Raw genomic sequence first — 16,957 nt, forward strand, 5'->3', positions numbered from 1 at the left:
GATAGGTGTTGCATGCGCGGGCGATGGTGCTGATCGCGGACGAAGCATCGGCGATTACGGCCGGTGGGTGGCGCATCGTGCCGGGTGTGCGCTGCTTTAGCTGCCGAACAGCGAACCCTGCGTTCCCCGGCTCGGCTGACGATGCGCCGGTTTCGCGGGCGCATCGTCCTTGACCGCTTGCGCCGCTCCCCGCTCAGGCGCCTGCCTTTGCGCGTGGTCCGCCGCTGCTTCGAGCGAGGTCTGCCCCGCCTCCAGCGAAAGCAGCAGCATCTTGTTGGCGAGGCCGCCGGCGAATCCCGTCAGCTCGCCCGACGCGCCGATCACACGATGACACGGCGCGACGATCGAGATCGGATTCCGGCCGTTTGCCGCGCCCACCGCGCGCACCGCATTGAGGTTGCCGATCTGCTGCGCGATCTCCGAATAGCTGCGGGTCTGGCCGAACGGAATGGTCAGCAGCGCGCGCCAGACCTGCTTCTGGAACTCGGTGCCGTGAAAGTCGAGCGGCAGATCGAAGGCCAGGCGCGTGCCCGCGAAGTACTCGTGCAATTGCCGCGCGGTCTCGACGAGGACCGCGAGTTCGTTCGCTTCGCTCATCTCGCCGAGTCGCACGCGGTCAGGCTTGTCGTGCTCCCACAGAATCGCGGCGAGGCATTCGCCTTTCGCCACCAGCTTCAACTGACCGACCGGCGAATCGATCAACTTGTATGCATACGTCACTTTCTCAGGCTCCTGACAGGGTGGCGGCGCAAGGACTTGCGAGGCGGCGGCGTTTCGACGACCGGACGCGCAAAACTGCATGAAGGCTGCGCCGTTATCCGATAGTGTGTCGCTTGCGTGGCCCGAACGCGCTCCAGATATTGCTGTCTCATTCGCATTCGACATGGCCGCGACGGCCGTGACCCCCGCGACGCTCGCATCACTGTACCGCAGAGAACCCCAGATGACCTTCGACTCAGTAAAATCGACAGCTTCGGTACGACGCTCTGCGGGCGCTACCCGATCTTCTTTCCCACGACTGTGACCACGACTCTAGAACAACTGCGGGCCGGGCGACTGGCGGGTGCGCGCGAACTCAAACTCGCGTGCGGCCTGAGCGAATTTCCGCGCGAGATTTTCGATCTCGCCGATACGCTCGAAGTGCTCGACCTGTCGAACAACGCATTGACGACGCTGCCGGACGATCTGCCGCGTCTGCGCAAACTGCGCATCCTGTTCGCGTCCAACAACCCGTTCACCGAATTGCCCGGCGTGCTCGGCGAATGCGCTCAACTGAGCATGATCGGCTTCAAGTCGAATCGCATCCGCGAGGTGCCGGCGCGCGCGCTGCCGCCGCTGCTGCGTTGGCTGATTCTGACCGACAACGATCTCGAACGCTTGCCCGCGGAGCTCGGCCGCTGCACGCAACTGCAGAAGCTGATGCTTGCCGGCAACCGGCTGCGCGCGCTGCCCGAGGAGTTGGCCGCATGCACGCGGCTCGAATTGCTGCGGCTCGCGGCGAATCGTTTCGATGCATTGCCGCGTTGGTTGCTGCGTCTGCCGCGGCTTGCGTGGCTCGCGTATGCGGGCAATCCGTTCAACGCGGCGCTCGAACAGGCGGCGCTCATCGACACACCGATCAGCGGCATTCGTTGGGATGCGTTGCAGCTCGAACGGCCGTTGGGCGAGGGCGCATCGGGCGTCATCTATCGCGCGGCGCTGCACGCGGACAACGAGCCCGCGCCGCGTGCGGTCGCCGTCAAGCTGTTCAAGGGCGCGGTGACGAGCGACGGTTTGCCCGACTGCGAGATGGCTGCTTGCATTCGCGGCGGCGAACATGCGAACCTGATCCCCGTGCTCGGCAAGGTGATCGGGCATCCGTCGGATACGCATGGCCTCGTGATGGGATTGATCGATACGCGCTTCGCCAATCTCGCCGGCCCGCCGAGCCTCGCATCGTGTACGCGCGACATCTATCGCGACGACGCGCGCTTTGACCTTGCGACGGTGCTCGGTATCGCGAGCGGCATCGCGAAGGTCGCGAGTCATCTGCATCGGGGCGGCGTGATGCATGGCGATCTGTACGCGCACAATATCCTGCACGGCGGCGCGGGGCGCGCGCTGCTCGGCGATTTCGGGGCGGCGTCGTTTTTTGACGCCGGCGATCGCGAGCTCGCTATCGCGTTGCAGCGGGTCGAAGTGAGGGCGTACGGCTGTCTGCTCGAAGAACTGCTCGAGCGTTGCGACGTATCCGGTGAACTCGACGCGCAACTCGCCGCCTTGAAGACGCGTTGTCTGAGCGAAGATATCGACAGCCGGCCGCTCTTCGACGAAATTGCCGCCAGCGTCGCGTCGTTCGATCGGCACCTCCGCAACCGGCACCTCCGCAACCGGCACCTCCGCGAAGGAGTCAAGCCATGACGCAGAACATGCGCCGCCGCGTGCTGCTCGCGGGCGCGCTGGCCGCAACCGGTCTCACTGGCATCGCGCTGTTCGCGGACGATGCCGGCGCCGAAGTGCTGCCCCGCACGAAGCCGAAGATCGCGCTCGTACTCAAATCGATGTCTGACCCGTTCACGGTCGCGATGGTCGACGCTGCGCGCAATTACCAGGACCACTTCTCGTCGCAATTCAGCCTGACGATTCGCGGCACGGCCAAACAGACCGACACCGCCGCGCAGATCCGCATGGTCGATGAGGCGATCAGGGCGAAGGTGAACGCGATCGTGATCGCGCCGACCGACTCGAAGGCGCTGATCCCGGTGATCGCGCGCGCGATCAAGGCCGGCATCATTACGATCACGATCGACAACCCGCTCGACGATGCGGCGCAAGCGGCCGCCGGCATCTCGGTGCCGTTCGTCGGGCCGAACAATCGCAACGGCGCGAAGCAGGTCGGCCAATATCTGGCCGCGCGGCTGAAGCCCGGCGATCAGGTTGGCATCATCGAAGGCATTTCGGTGAGCAGCAATGCGCAGCAGCGCACGGCCGGCAGCCGCGATGCGATGGATGCCGCGAGCGTGCAGGTCGTCGCGGTCGAGTCGGGTGACTGGGAGTACGGCAAGGCCCGCGACGTGGCCGCGAAAATGCTGGCCGAGCATCCGCAGTTGCGCGCGCTGTTATGCGGCAACGACAACATGGCGATGGGCGCGGTCGACGCGATTCGCGACGCGGGTCGCGGCGGCGGCGTCTATGTCACCGGCTACGACGCGATCGATGCGATCAAGCCGCTACTCGCCGACGGCCGCGTGCTCGCGACGATGAACCAGTTCGCCGGCCGCCAGACCGTGTTCGGCATCGACTTCGCGTTGAAGGCGGTGACCGAGCGGCGCAAGCAGCGCGAGTTGTCGAAGGTGATCGAGACGCCGCTGCAACTGGTGACGGGCTCGAAGCGTTGAGGCGGCGCGCGACGCGGCAGCGATTTTTTCCGTGGCATGATGATGTCCGGTGTATTGGTATTCAACCACAACGAACCGCTGGGCCTGCCATGTCCTTCCATACCTGGTTGCTTTTCGCCGGTGCCTATCTGCTCACCACCATTTCGCCGGGACCGAACGTTCTGCTCGTGATCCGCAATTCGGTCCGCTATGGAAACCGCGGCGCGGCGGCGAGCGTCGCCGGTAATCTGCTCGCGCAAGGAGTCGTCGTCGCGCTCGTGGCGCTAGGTGTCGGCGCGGTATTGACGACGCTGCCGCCGCTCTTCGTCGCGATGAAAGTGCTCGGCGCGGGTTATTTGATGTATCTCGGCATCAGGCAACTGCGCGGCGGCAACAAAGAGGCATCGCGGGCCGCGCAGCCGGCGGGCGTCGCATCGTCCGCTTATACGTTCGAGCGCAAGAAGGTATTCCGCGAAGCCTTGCTCGTGTCGGGAAGCAATCCGAAGACGATGATCTTTCTATCGGCGTTCATGCCGCAATTCATCGACCACGAGCGCGGCCTGTCGGAGCAGTTCATCGTGATGTATCTGACGATCGCGGTCACCGTCGCGCTCGTGCACACCATTTATTCGCTCGGCGTGCGCGGTATCCATACGCGCGTCGGAGCTAGCCGTTGGGTCGCGGCCATCAAACGCGGCAGCGGGCTCGTCTTCGTCGCGCTCGGCATCAAGCTGCTCACCGCGCAACGCGGCTAGTCCGTCATGATGCCGGCAAGAAAATGAGCCGAATGCAAAGCATCGTCGATGTGAACGTGCTGTTCCTGAATGGGCAGGGCGAGTGCCTTTTCATCCAGCGCGCGAATACCGGTTTCAGGGACGGCCAGTACGCGTTGATTGCCGGCCATCTCGAACCGGGCGAATCGATCGAGGCATGCGCGATTCGAGAATCGAAAGAAGAAGCCGGTGTGACGATCGCGCCCGGCGCGCTCGAATTCAAACTCGTGATGCGGCGCGACTCGGACACGAACCGCATCAGCTTCTTTCTCGTGTGCCGTTCATGGCAGGGCGAACTGGCGAACATGGAGCCGCACAAGTGCTCGGGCTTCGTGTGGGCGAAGCCGGACCATCCACCGGCACCGGTCGTCGACTACGTGGCGGCCGCTCTCGCGCATATCCGCGACGGTGTGATGCTGGCCGATTTCAAGCCGTGGTGGGCCACCTGAACTCGGGCGCGTCGATTCCGGCCTCGAAGATCTACAGCGACGCTCGTGACCGGCGAAACGACGTTCGACGCGAAGGGCGACCTTCAGCACGGCGTGATCTCGCTGTACGACTACAAGGACGGCAAAAAGACGCTGCTGGACGTCGTCAAGATGTAACAGCGAACGGTACGCCGCGAAAGCACAAAGGGCCGATCAAGCATTGCTTCATCGGCCCTTTGTTTTGACGGTAGCGAGATCGTTCGACTCAGGTCATTGTGGTTACGGCACGAGCCACAACGCCACCGCGTAAATCACCAGCGACACCGCGAACGTCACCGCCGTATAGCCCATGACGCGCTGAATCCGGATACCCGCGATCGCGACGATCGGCACGGCCCAGAACGGCTGCAGCATGTTCGATACATTCTCGGCCATCGCGACGCCCATTGCGGTGCGCGGCACCGACGCATGCAGGCTGAGCGCCGCGGGCAGCACGAACGGACCCTGCACCGCCCAGTGGCCACCGGCGCTCGGCACCAGCAGCGTGATGATCAGCGAGCTCAGATAGCTCCACAGCGGCAGCGTGACCGGTGACGCGATCGTCACGAACGCTTTCGCGATCATCGACGCGAGACCCGTGCCCTTCATGATGCCCATGATCCCGCCGTACATCGGATATTGCAGCAGCATCGAGCCGGTCTGACGCGCGGCGCGGCGAATCGAATTCGCGTACGCGATCGGCGTGCGTTGCAGCGCGAGACCGATCATCAGGAAGATCAGGATCGTGTTGTTGATGTCGAGATCGAATCCTTCCTTGTGCCACGTCAGCGCCAGATAGCCGATGCCGAGCGCGAGCATCAGCAGTGTGCCGAGCATCGACTGTTCGAGGCGCGCCGCGAGCGATGTCTCGCTGCTCGCGCGGGCATGCGGGTCGTCGCTCGGCGCGTCGGCGGCTGCTTCGCCGCTCTGACGAAACGCGACGACGTTCTCCGCCTTCGGATGCATCTTGATGAAGATCGCGGTCATCACGACGACGACCAGCACGGTCGGAATGAACACGAACGGCGCGAAGATGGTTTCGCTGAGCGGCACCACGTGGCCGGTCGCTTTCTCGACGAGATTCAGCGCATTGCCGTGCGATGCCTGTGATAGCGCGATCGAACTTGACAGCCCGCTGTTGCAGATCGACCAGGCCGAATAGCTGCCCGCGACGAGCCATGCGAAGTCGACGTCGACGCGCCGCGCGATTTCCCGCGACAGCAACGCGCCGACGATGAGCCCGAGCCCCCAATTGAGCCACGCGGCAACCGCGACGACCGGAAACACGAGCAGCGCGGCACGCGTCGGCGAGTTCGCATGCGAGGCGAGCGCGCGCAGACCGCGTTGCACGATCGGCGCTTCCGCGATCGCGTAGCCGGTCGCGAGGATCAGGATCATCTGCAGCGCGAAGCCCAGAATGCCGAACGTGCCGGTGTACCAGGAATCGAGCAGCGTCGGCAGTGTGCCGTTCGGTGCGATTAGCATCGCCAGCACGGCGACGAAGAACGTCAGGCAGATCGACAGTACGAACGGGTCGGGCATGACCTGCTCGAAAACATAAACCAGCCCTTCGACGATGCCGCGCGAAGCGGCCGGTCGGCCGGCGGCGTGAGGGGGAGTGTCTCGCTTCATGTGTGTGACTCTGTGTAGTGCCCGGCCCTGTGCTGGGCGGAGGGGCGGGTACGGCGCGCCGGCGCGGGGTGCTGGCGCGTATTGGCGGCAAACTTGCCTTACCTGATCTTGATCACAGCGGACAGATTGGCGCGAATCCAGGAGGGTGGGCCCAGGCTTGGGCGCGCCTGGCCTCGAACCCGGTGTTGCGCTCGAAAAGACCTCTGTTTCCGTTTCAATGTTCTTACGGTGAACACGGTTTCGTTAAACGAACGCTGCATTATTCGCGGTGGGAGCGGGCAATGTCAAGAAAGGTGAAATCGGCCGAGCGGTCGCGGCATCGTTTAATACTTTCCTCGACCTAATTACGCAGAAAAAATATATTGGACGTCTTACTGGCGTTCTTGCACTATTCGTTCCCAGCGCAAAGTCCGCGCTGCGATCCCCACGCCCGCGCGGGCGCTCATCAAAACCGATAACAGCAATACCTGAGGATACAGATGCCTAACTATCGCTCACGCACTTCGACTCATGGCCGCAACATGGCCGGCGCCCGCGCGCTGTGGCGCGCCACCGGCATGAAGGACGACGATTTCGGCAAGCCGATCATCGCGGTCGTGAACTCGTTCACGCAGTTCGTGCCGGGCCACGTGCATCTGCGCGACCTGGGCGCGCTGGTCGCGAAGCAGATCGAAGCGGCCGGCGGCGTGGCGAAGGAATTCAACACGATCGCCGTCGACGACGGCATCGCGATGGGCCACGGCGGCATGCTGTATTCGCTGCCGTCGCGTGAACTGATCGCGGACTCGGTCGAGTACATGGTCAACGCGCACTGCGCGGACGCGATGGTCTGCATCTCGAACTGCGACAAGATCACCCCGGGCATGCTGATGGCCGCGATGCGCCTTAACATTCCGGTCGTGTTCGTGTCGGGCGGTCCGATGGAAGCGGGCAAGATCAAGTCGCCGACCGACGGCCAGGTGATCGCGAAGATCGACCTGATCGACGCGATGATCAAGGCCGCCGATCCGAAGATCAGCGACGCCGAAGTCGCCGAAGTCGAGCGCAGCGCGTGCCCGACCTGCGGTTCGTGCTCGGGCATGTTCACCGCGAACTCGATGAACTGCCTGACCGAGGCGATCGGCCTCGCGTTGCCGGGCAACGGCACCATCGTCGCGACGCACGCATGGCGCAAGGGCCTGTTCGAGCAGGCGGGCAGCCTGGTCGTCGATCTGTGCCGCCGCTACTATCAGGAAGAGGACGCCTCGGTCCTGCCGCGCAGCATCGCCACCAAGCAGGCGTTCGAAAACGCGATGACGCTCGACGTCGCGATGGGTGGCTCGACCAACACCGTGCTGCACCTGCTGGCCGCCGCGCAGGAAGCGGGCGTCGATTTCACGATGTCGGACATCGACCGTATCTCGCGCAAGGTGCCGTGCCTGTGCAAGGCCGCACCCATGACCGACAAGTACCACATCGAGGACGTGCATCGCGCGGGCGGCATCGTCGGTATTCTCGGTGAACTCGCGCGCGCGGAGCTGCTCGATCTGTCGTGCGGCAACGTGCATAGCGGCACCCTCGGCAACGCGATCGCGAAGTGGGACATCGCCGGCGACGCGGGCGAGGAAGCGCAGAAATTCTTCCGCGCGGCGCCGGGCGGCATTCCGACCACGGTCGCCTTCAGCCAGGAAGCGACCTACGCGACGCTCGACACGGACCGCAAGAGCGGCTGTATCCGCAGCAAGGACAACGCGTACTCGAAGGACGGCGGCCTCGCGGTGCTGTACGGCAATCTCGCGGAGAAGGGCTGTATCGTGAAGACCGCGGGTGTCGACGAATCGCAGTGGCTGTTCTCGGGTCGCGCGCGCGTGTTCGAAAGCCAGGACGACGCGGTCGACGCGATTCTCGGTGACAAGGTCGTGCCGGGCGACGTCGTGGTGATCCGCTATGAAGGTCCGAAGGGCGGTCCGGGCATGCAGGAAATGCTGTACCCGACTTCGTATCTGAAGTCGAAGGGCCTCGGCAAGAGCTGTGCGCTGTTTACCGATGGCCGTTTCTCGGGCGGCTCGTCGGGGCTCGTGATCGGCCATGCGTCGCCGGAAGCGGCGGAAGGCGGCACGATCGGTCTGGTCGAAGACGGCGACGTGATCGAGATCGACATTCCGCAGCGCAAGATGCATCTCGCGGTGTCGAACGAAGAGCTCGCACGCCGTCGCGCGGCGATGGAAGCGCGCGGCGACGACGCATGGCAGCCGACCAATCGCGAGCGTGTCGTGTCGCAGGCATTGCAGGCGTATGCGGCGCTCGCGACCTCGGCCGATCGCGGCGCGGTGCGCGATATTTCGCAATTGAAGCGCAAGTAAAGCGCTGACTGGCGCGGATCAGCGCGGCGGCCCTTTTCGCGGTGACGCGACTGGGCCCCAATAGAGACCGGTATGCGGGCGACTGCATGCCGGTTTTTTTTGCAGTGCCAGTGCGAATGGACGATCGCTTAGGCGTCTCCTGCGCAGCCCTGCGCGGAGCCTTTCCTAAGCCGGAAAACTGGAGACGATGTCATCGGCACGCTGCGACGACCCCGTCAGCATCACGCAGTTTCTGCCGTTGGCTTTCGCGGCATAGAGCGCTGTATCGGCTCTCGCCATCGCCGAGGCAACAGTATCGCCGTCACCGAAAGGCTCCTGGCGCAACACCAGGTCGCGCCAGTTACATCCGTTGCCTCCGCACAAAGCGCATCTCGTACCGGAAGAATTTTTCGCGCCAGATCAAATTTCTACGATTTTCGCCCGACGATTTCCTTTCGAATCGCTGGACAGACTCATCTGGCGTCGACGTAACGGGGCGGTTGCCACGCATAGCCGGATTTCGGGCTCATGCAACCTTCGCGTTACGGCCTGCTTGCGTCTATGCTTGACTCACTTGTTTGGCTGCCAACAACGCCGACGAGGTCTTCTGCAGTCTTCAATAATCGCCCGCTCACCAAGGGCAAACCCAACAGGAGAAAACCAGATGTCACGATCCATCACGCGGCGCGCTTTCATGGTGTTCGGTGGTTTGGCCTTGGCGGGTACACTGACCTTGGCGCAAGCGGCGCCCGTCTCGTTTGAGGTGCCTTTGACGGGCGCCCAACAGGTCCCGCCGGTGCAGACGCCGGGCAGCGGCAGCGCCAAGCTCACGTACGACCCCAGCACGCGGGTCGTCACCTGGAACATCAGCTTCAGCGGATTGACGAGTCCGACCACGATGGCACATTTCCACGGACCCGCCCCGGCAGGTAAAAACGCAGGCATAAAAGTCTGGTTGTCGCAGAAGGGCAACATGGAGGTGACGAGCCCGATCACCGGTCAGGCCACGCTATCTCCGGACGACGCCAAGATGTTCGAAGCCGGTGACATGTACATCAACGTTCACACGAAGAACAATCCGAATGGCGAAATTCGCGGCCAGGTGAAGCCGCCGAAGGGCAGCTGAAGCAGGCACGGTAGCCGCGCCCGGAGAGCGGGTTTGCGGCAGGCTCACAGATAAGCCGCGAGCAGCATCACCACGGCAACGCCGACGCCGAATGGCAGCAGCGCCAGCAGCGCTGGCGCCTGCCGCGGCGCGTCCACGGACGAGGGCAGCAGTTTGTAGCCGGTCAGCATCGGGCGCAGCAGATTGTGTCCCTTCACTACCGCGTAGAGGGCGATCACGAGCACGTGCAGTACCACCGCGGCGAGCAGCACGTACCAGACAAGGCCGTGCAACGCCGAGATTGCGTTGGCGAGCCACACGGGCACCAGTTCGCTAAACGGCCCTTCGTCGGCGATGTCGTTGTTGACGTAGAGCCCGCTCAGCGTCTCGGTCAGCAGCAAGACGAGCAGAAATAGAACCATCCAGCCGCCGGCCGCATTGTGGCCTACCTGCACATCGGGCTCGCGATGAAACAGGCGGCGCAAATGACGAAGCGCAGCCGCGGGTGATGCCACGAAACTGCGAAAGCGGGCGGTCTCACTGCCAAAGCAGCCCCACAGCAGCCGGAAAATAACAAGGGCGAGCAGCGTCTCGCCGACGCGCACGTGCCAGTCGATCCAGTTCAGCTTCAACGTGACATACGCGGCCGTGACCAGCACGACCACCAGCCAGTGAAACAACCGCACCGGCGCGTCCCAGACAAGGACAGGGCGGGTTACGGGCTGGGTCGGCCGCGTGTCGGGTTCGTGAGCATCCATGTGTCGTACCTGCGTGCGCGATCGCGCTCGGACGAAAATCCCCGTGGCTCCTCGGCCACGCGGAAAATCGACGGAGCCGTGCTGGCAAACGAATTCAGTGTTTCGAGCGGGACCGGAAACTTCCCCACACTCTAGCCGGCGGGAGCTTAAATCCGATTGCCACTCGAAGAGCAACTGGCGGCGGCGAGCGCGGTCGTTGGCGTCTGTTCAAGCCGATTGCCGCCCAGCGACTTGGCTCGATACAACGCCTGGTCGGCGGCTGAGAGCAGGTCGGTGAGGGAAGCCGTTTCGCGACTTGACTCGGCGAGTCCAATGCTGACAGTGGCGCGAATCCGGTCGCCGTCGGCGCCATGGGACATTGCGGCGAACCGGCTGAGAACGGTCTCGCCTAGCTTTTTTGCGCGGTCGCTGTCGTAGCCCGGCAGCAGGGCGGCAAATTCTTCGCCGCCGATGCGTGCAAGAATCGCGTCCGTACCCGTCACGGCTCGAACGGTTTCCGCGAATGACCTCAAAACCTCGTCGCCGGTCTTATGCCCAAAGTGGTCGTTGATTCTCTTGAAGTGATCGAGGTCGAACGCAAGAAGTGTGACGGGTAGTCGATTTATGCCGTGGTCGCTGATAACCCGCTCCCCCTCTTCGAAAAACAACTTTCGATTTCCGAGGCGAGTCAGGTAGTCCGTGCGGGACTCCTGCAAAAGCTCACCATGAATTTCTTCCCGGGTCAGCCGGAGCAAGGTCATCGGCAAAATGACCGAGTAGAGAACCCCTTCGTACATCGTGATTTCGCTGGAGACAGCCAGCACGCGCGGCCCGAAGATCGGCACCAGCCATGGCAGCACGAAAGCCCGGGCGACGTAAAACAGCGCGTGGATGCCCGTTACCGCCACGGCGACGCGCCGGGATTGAACCGCCGGCATGCCGTCGCCTCGCAGCAGTTCGAGCGACGTCATGGCGGAAGCCAGCGCGATCGGGATGGCGCTGACGTACATCCAGACGGCAGCCTGCCAACGCACGCCAGCCACGGCCCACGTGAGCCCCATCAGCAGAAGCAACCCGATCGAGCTCGCGAGATATCGCCGGCCGTTGAACATTGCCACACCGTCCAGGACGAGCAGATAGCCGGTGAGAATCACGAGATTACTCACTGCGGGGCCAACTGCACCGAGCAGTTGAACCCGAAATGCAGCCGCCGCGCAACCGATTCCGAGGGTCGCATAGCCGGCCGCCAGCATTCGCAATTCCTTGCCGCGCTTGGGATGGGACAGGTGTTCCCAATACATCATGGCGGAACTGGCAAACAAGGTTCCGATCACAAGAAGGTAAAGCGTGGCTAGATCGACTTTCATCGCTGACTTCAGAGCGCGTCCCCGCTGCAACGGGGCAAAGGTTAGAGACTACATACGTGATAACGGCAAATGCCGCGCATCCTTGCGAAATGATATCGGAATGGGTCGTGGGGAGATTCGCAACCGGTCTCGTGACTCAGCCGTCCTATCGGCCGATCGGCATCGCGCGGGCCAATACCGGCACGATCGGGAACGATGTGTACTGGGACACCGACACCACGACCGTCACAGTCGGCGTCGTGTACGGCACGCAGATTCCCGCGGCGAACGGGCTGACCACCGCGCAGATGAGCACACCGGCATCATTCGTGGGTGATGACTTCGGTCCGACGGGGGTGTGGGCGATGCCTGCCGGCGCGACGCATCCGGTGCTGCGCTGGCAGTTGGCGCAATGACGCGTGACTAATCAAGCGGAAGTTGGAAAAAAATTCTAGCTTCCGCTGATTAGTTACCCCCTGACAAATGAAGCAAAAGGCGGTCAAATTATCGCGGCCAGCGCACGAGCTGGCCAGTTGGGTCAGGCCCGCCCGCTCAACCCTCGCATCCGCCGGGCGAAATGGGCGCGCTCCGCATCGTCCATCAGCATGAGGAACTGATCCGCTTCCATATGAATCAGTTCTTCGTGATCGCCCGCCTCGAAGTAGACGTCGGGCTGGCCTGCCAGGCTGGATTCCAGGTAGGTTTTCATGCCATACGCCATACAAATTGGCGGCAGCGCACCCACATCGCAGTCCTTGAATAATTCGCGCAGTTCGACTTCCGTGGCCAGGGCGAGCCGGCGCCCTGTCTTGCTCCAGAGTTCGGAGAGCTGCACGGCGTAAGTTGACGGCAGCACGGCGGCCACGTAGCCGTGTTCGTCTTCGAGGAGCACGGTCTTGGCGAGGCGGTCGCCCGGAATGTGCGCCGCAGCAGCCGTTTCGATACTCGAGTGGCTGTATGGGTGACGCACGACTTCGTAGCGGGAACCCTTGCTGCGCAGGCAGTCCTGCAAGGTTGGCGACATCGACATGGCACACCTCCTGTCGAATACCTGAAAAGGAATGAACAATTGCGGTCTTTTCAGAATAGTTCACGCACCGGCAATACGCACGCCAGCTGAACGATTCCATCGAGCGATCGCGTCCACCGGTTGAATCCGCCGTTCCTCAGCTGACGTTGGTCGGCCGGTCCGGCGAACGACACCTTTGGTCCGTGCGAGGCATGGCGCCGCCGCGGACCGAAAAAGTTCGCAAGCTGTTGATCGCTAAGGAACTGCGTTCTACCGTTCTCGCAGGTGCAGCCGATTTACAGGTAGCCTGCATTCGTCAACTTGACAACGCCCATCGTGAACCTCGAACGCAGCCATACCTTCTCTTTTAGCCCCGACGGCGAACATTTCCTGCTCGACGGCCTGCCGTTCCAGATTCGCAGCGGCGAGATGCATCCAGCCCGCATCCCGCGCGAGTACTGGCGACACCGGATCCGCATGGCAAGGGCGATGGGGATGAACTGCATCGCGTTGTACATCATGTGGAATTACCACGAGACGCATAGAGGGGTGTTCGACTTCCGCAGCGGGAATCGCGATATCGAGGCCTTCATCCGCCTGTGCCAAGCCGAGCAGATGTGGGTGCTGTTGCGCCCCGGACCTTACGTGTGCGCGGAGTGGGATCTGGGCGGCCTCCCTTCCTGGCTGTTGCGCGATCCGGACATCCAGTTGCGGACCGACTCGGCCACCGATCCTCGCTACATGGCGGCGGTGGCTCGCTATATCGACGAACTGGTTCCGCGTATCAAGCCCTTGATGAGCGAGCACGGCGGACCGATCCTGATGATCCAGATCGAGAACGAATTCGGTTCGTATGCGAGCAATCCGGCTTACCTCGAAGAGCTCAGGCAGCTTTGGCTAGCAGGAGGCATAACCGGGCCGTTCTACACCGAAGACGGTCTGCCGCAACTCGAACGCAATCGCACCACGGTAACGGGCGGCGCGATCGCGCTGAGCAACGGCGACGCAGCGCAGATCGCAACCGTGCGCCGCGAATTCCCCTCGGTGCCCGCGATGGCTGGCGAGGTGTACCCAGGGTGGCTCACGCATTGGGGCGAAGCGGGGTTCGCGGGCGTGGACTACGACCTCTCCAGTACCTTGGCCACGTTCATGCAGGCGCGACTGTCGTTCAACCTGTATGTCATTCACGGCGGCACGAGCTTTGGCTTTTTTGCCGGCGCGAACGTGGACGCTTCAGGCAACTATCAGCCCGACATCACGAGCTACGACTACTGCGCGCCGATCAGCGAGCAAGGCACGGCGACGCCGAAGTACATCAAGTATCGAGACCTGATCGCCAGCTATCTGCCCGAACCCTTGGCAGCCATACCCGAGGTCATCGCCACGCTTGACTGCGCCGGCGCTGAGGCCTTGATGCCAACGCTCTACGCCTCGATCTGGGACAACCTGCCCGCGGCACTGCCACGCGAGCATGGCGTCGAGCCGCAGTCGTTTGAACGCTACGGTCAGGCGTTTGGCTTCGTGCTGTATCGCAAGTCTTTGCCGGAGCACGCGCGCGGTGTGCTGGATATCAGCGCCGTTCACGACTACGCAACGGTTTTCCTTGGTGAACGGTACGCGGGCGGCGTATCGAGAGCGCAACTGCCGCAGAAGTACGCGCAGTCGCTCCACATGATGCATCGCGCGCCGCTTGCCCTGCCTTCGGCGCGGCACGACCACGGGTCGAACCCGGACGGCCAGGTCGCGCTGGAGATACTCGTCGAGGCCATGGGGCGCGTCAACTTCGGACCCGCGATCGTTGACCGTAAAGGTCTGCTCGAGCCGGTCACGATGAAACACGTCGACGGCTCGCTCGCGTTGCTCGAGGAATGGGACATCTACCTGCTGCCGATGGATGAAACGTTTATCGCCAACCTCAACGAAGACTGCACGAACCCACGGAAACCCGGTCTCTTTTATAAGGCGAGCGTGCTGCTGACTGAAGTCGGCGACACCTGGCTCGACATGAGCAACTGGACTAAGGGTATCGTCTGGGTCAATGGCCACAATCTCGGACGCTACTGGAACATCGGCCCGCAAAGGCGCCTGTATTGTCCCGCGCCGTGGCTCGTGCAAGGTAACAACGAGGTGCTGGTCTTCGACCTCCATCAGATCGAGGCAAAGCCGATTCAACTGGCCGACAGGTTGTACTAGGGCCTACGCCTCGTCCCCCCTTCACCGCTTCGCGGCGGCAACCGGCAGCAGTTCGAGCGTGAGCACTTCGAACGGCGCCAGTTGCACTGCTTGCGACAGATCAGCGTCCAGTTGAGCAGGAATACCGGAATCCCCCGCACGCCCAAGGCTGCGCGATTCGAATCGTGCCGCCGTGTTATCCGGCAGTTCCAGTTGGCGCCGCAGCTCGAGTGTGAAGCGTTGCGTGCGACTGTGAGGATTGCGCAGCGTCACGATCGCCTTGTGCGGCGCCCACGCTGCCCAACCGTAGGCCGCCTGTTCGTCCGGCGCTCCACCGATCCAATGACTGTCGCGAAGAATGTCGCCGTTTTCTCGCGCCCACTGGGCGGCGCGCGCAAGCACATCCCAGTCGTGCTCGCCCAGCAGCGCCGGCGTAATGTAGAGCTCCTGCAATTGCGTGCCGGTGCCGAAGAACGACCACACTTCGTTGGAGAATGCGTCGCCCGCCGACGCATTGAGGCGTGGATTGCACTGCGCGTAGAGGATGCCGTGCAGCATCAGCGAATTGAGTGGAAAGAGCGGACTGCGCTCCACGACGTTGTGATACGTCTGCGTGTCGCGGTATGTGATCCAGCGCTCGCGGTTGGTGCCGCTGCCCGCCAGGCCATCGTCGCTGCCGCCGCGCCAGATGGTGTCGACGTGGCGCAGCCAGAACGGCGACGGATGCGTACCTGTGGTGAGATTAATGAAAATTTCGGGCTTGGCCGCGCGGATGTCCTCGATCAGTTGAATCGCCGCGTCCCAATCGCTGTCGAACAGGCTGCCGGGGAACACCCTGTCGGCATTGCCTGTGCCGTCGAACTTGAAATGGTTGACGCCGCCCTTGTCGAGCAAGTCCATCACGACTTCATGAAAGCGCCGGTAATACGTCGGCCCCGATAATGCGAGACCGTTGTCGATGACCTCATAACCAGCGGCACGTCCTCGCGTCACGCGTTCCTGTTTCGGCATACCGTAGCCGCCCCACGGGGAAAGCCATATGCCGGGAGCGGCGCCGAATCGCGCGGCAGCGTCGCGCAGCGGAACGAAGCCATGTGGAAATGCCTTGCTGAATTGCCAGCCGCCGCCAAGGTCGTCCCAGCCATCGTCGAACAGAAGCGAATCGATCTGCACCCCGCGCGCTGTGTGCAACTGGTGGCCGATTGTTGCGATGCGCTCGAGCGCCTGCTCCTGCGTGTACGGCGTGAGGTAGCCGATGTCGCCCCAACTGTTGTAGTGCAGAAACGGGCGATACGGGCGAGCCCGTTCCCGCTCCAGATAGATGCCGAAGTCGCGCCGAACCTGGCCGTCGCTGGCTACACCTGCCACAGCGGAGTAGACCAGCGTCCTGTTTTTCTCCAGCGGCAACGCGCGATGCAGCATGAAGCTGAGGCTGTCGCCCTTCACCTGACTTGTCGCCAGCGGGTGCTCGAAGCCCAGATAGAAGTTGCCCGCAATGACCGGCGTGCCCTTGCGCTCACTACTGGCCCTGGCGCCTGGAGCGCGCGTCTTCAGCAATGAGACGGCAGCGATCGCTTCGTCGTGAAGAAGCGCCGTAATCGCCAGCTGGACGCGCAGATATCGTGACCCTTCGCGCTGCTCCACGCTCCATTGCACCTTTAGGCGTCTATGTGTATCTACCAGGGAGACGCTCGCGCGTCGCCCTGCGATTCGTTCGCCCAAGCGGGACGCATGAGGGTTGGGTTCGAGCGCAGCGTCGCTCACGGGCGCAACGACCCTCAGCTCGGCCAGGCCGATGGTGGTTCCGTCAGCGAGCGTGAGCGTGAGCGGCGCGACGATGCGTAACGTGCGTTTGCGCTCGCAGTCGATCAGCGAGAAACCGGCGAGACGTTCGACCTCGTTCGTCCAGCGCAAGGCAATCGCGTCGTTGCCGAACGAGGAGATATGGCCCGTCGTCTGGAGCACGGGCATGCCAGTTTGCGTGGACAAAGCATGGTTGGCGCGCATGGAGAACCCTGTCTCGGGCCAGAGGAAGAGAT

14 protein-coding genes and 1 pseudogene are annotated in these 16,957 nt (G+C 63.0%); 9 read left to right on the forward strand and 6 right to left on the reverse strand.

Translation table 11 applies throughout. The features are described 5' to 3' along the window. Positions 1–96: 96 nt before the first annotated feature. Positions 97–720 carry a methylated-DNA--[protein]-cysteine S-methyltransferase gene (locus tag OKW37_RS25375; RefSeq protein WP_429509968.1) on the reverse strand — a complete coding sequence of 208 codons (624 nt, stop codon included), beginning with the start codon at positions 718–720 and terminating at the stop codon, positions 97–99. A 300-nt stretch (positions 721–1,020) separates the two neighbouring features. On the opposite strand from OKW37_RS25375, the gene OKW37_RS25380 reads away from it, so the two are divergent. The 5 genes and pseudogenes from OKW37_RS25380 to OKW37_RS25400 all read left to right on the forward strand — a co-directional run. Beyond that, positions 1,021–2,400, forward strand: coding sequence for a leucine-rich repeat-containing protein kinase family protein (locus OKW37_RS25380; RefSeq protein WP_429402553.1), 1,380 nt, complete (start codon positions 1,021–1,023; stop codon positions 2,398–2,400). Beyond that, the gene (locus tag OKW37_RS25385) at positions 2,397–3,377 is read left to right on the forward strand and encodes a substrate-binding domain-containing protein (RefSeq protein WP_429402554.1); all 981 of its coding nucleotides are present in this window, start codon (positions 2,397–2,399) and stop codon (positions 3,375–3,377) included. Before OKW37_RS25380 ends, OKW37_RS25385 begins: the two co-directional genes overlap by 4 nt. Before the next feature lie 89 nt (positions 3,378–3,466). Further along, positions 3,467–4,111: a LysE family translocator gene (locus OKW37_RS25390; RefSeq protein ID WP_429402555.1), complete on the forward strand. Its 645-nt coding sequence runs from the start codon at positions 3,467–3,469 to the stop codon at positions 4,109–4,111. Between the two features lie 23 nt (positions 4,112–4,134). Then, positions 4,135–4,578 carry an NUDIX hydrolase gene (locus tag OKW37_RS25395; RefSeq protein ID WP_429402556.1) on the forward strand — a complete coding sequence of 148 codons (444 nt, stop codon included), beginning with the start codon at positions 4,135–4,137 and terminating at the stop codon, positions 4,576–4,578. A 39-nt stretch (positions 4,579–4,617) separates the two neighbouring features. Continuing rightward, positions 4,618–4,734 (forward strand): annotated as a pseudogene (locus OKW37_RS25400) (ABC transporter substrate-binding protein); the annotation flags it as partial. A 102-nt stretch (positions 4,735–4,836) separates the two neighbouring features. On the opposite strand, the gene OKW37_RS25405 reads toward OKW37_RS25400, so the two are convergent. Then, a complete protein-coding gene (locus OKW37_RS25405; protein ID WP_090807457.1) occupies positions 4,837–6,228 on the reverse strand; it encodes a short-chain fatty acid transporter in 1,392 nt (463 codons plus the stop codon). A gap of 479 nt (positions 6,229–6,707) precedes the next feature. Here OKW37_RS25405 and ilvD point away from each other — a divergent pair, with 479 nt between their 5' ends. Both ilvD and OKW37_RS25415 read left to right on the forward strand, forming a co-directional pair. Beyond that, a complete protein-coding gene (gene ilvD, locus OKW37_RS25410; protein ID WP_429402557.1) occupies positions 6,708–8,570 on the forward strand; it encodes a dihydroxy-acid dehydratase in 1,863 nt (620 codons plus the stop codon). 643 nt (positions 8,571–9,213) lie between these two features. Next, positions 9,214–9,675, forward strand: a complete 462-nt coding sequence (locus OKW37_RS25415; RefSeq protein WP_429402558.1) for a CHRD domain-containing protein — start codon at positions 9,214–9,216, stop codon at positions 9,673–9,675. A gap of 44 nt (positions 9,676–9,719) precedes the next feature. Here the strand turns inward: OKW37_RS25415 and OKW37_RS25420 are convergent, their stop codons facing one another. After that, positions 9,720–10,412: a cytochrome b/b6 domain-containing protein gene (locus OKW37_RS25420; RefSeq protein WP_184061661.1), complete on the reverse strand. Its 693-nt coding sequence runs from the start codon at positions 10,410–10,412 to the stop codon at positions 9,720–9,722. A 146-nt stretch (positions 10,413–10,558) separates the two neighbouring features. Next, complete coding sequence (locus OKW37_RS25425; protein WP_429402559.1) at positions 10,559–11,758, reverse strand: diguanylate cyclase domain-containing protein; 1,200 nt, start codon at positions 11,756–11,758, stop codon at positions 10,559–10,561. Between the two features lie 107 nt (positions 11,759–11,865). Here OKW37_RS25425 and OKW37_RS25430 point away from each other — a divergent pair, with 107 nt between their 5' ends. Next, the gene (locus OKW37_RS25430) at positions 11,866–12,153 is read left to right on the forward strand and encodes a hypothetical protein (RefSeq protein WP_429402560.1); all 288 of its coding nucleotides are present in this window, start codon (positions 11,866–11,868) and stop codon (positions 12,151–12,153) included. Between the two features lie 122 nt (positions 12,154–12,275). Here the strand turns inward: OKW37_RS25430 and OKW37_RS25435 are convergent, their stop codons facing one another. Next, on the reverse strand, positions 12,276–12,767 hold the full coding sequence (locus tag OKW37_RS25435) for an aminoacyl-tRNA deacylase (protein ID WP_090807449.1): 492 nt from the start codon (positions 12,765–12,767) through the stop codon (positions 12,276–12,278). Between the two features lie 300 nt (positions 12,768–13,067). Here OKW37_RS25435 and OKW37_RS25440 point away from each other — a divergent pair, with 300 nt between their 5' ends. After that, a complete protein-coding gene (locus OKW37_RS25440) occupies positions 13,068–14,939 on the forward strand; it encodes a beta-galactosidase (RefSeq protein ID WP_429402561.1) in 1,872 nt (623 codons plus the stop codon). 21 nt (positions 14,940–14,960) lie between these two features. On the opposite strand, the gene OKW37_RS25445 is transcribed toward OKW37_RS25440, so the two are convergent. Then, the gene (locus OKW37_RS25445; RefSeq protein WP_429402562.1) at positions 14,961–16,925 is read right to left on the reverse strand and encodes an enterotoxin; all 1,965 of its coding nucleotides are present in this window, start codon (positions 16,923–16,925) and stop codon (positions 14,961–14,963) included. Positions 16,926–16,957: the final 32 nt, after the last annotated feature.

Source organism: Paraburkholderia sp. MM5482-R2, assembly GCF_050436125.1.
Classification (GTDB): Bacteria; Pseudomonadota; Gammaproteobacteria; order Burkholderiales; family Burkholderiaceae; genus Paraburkholderia; species Paraburkholderia tuberum.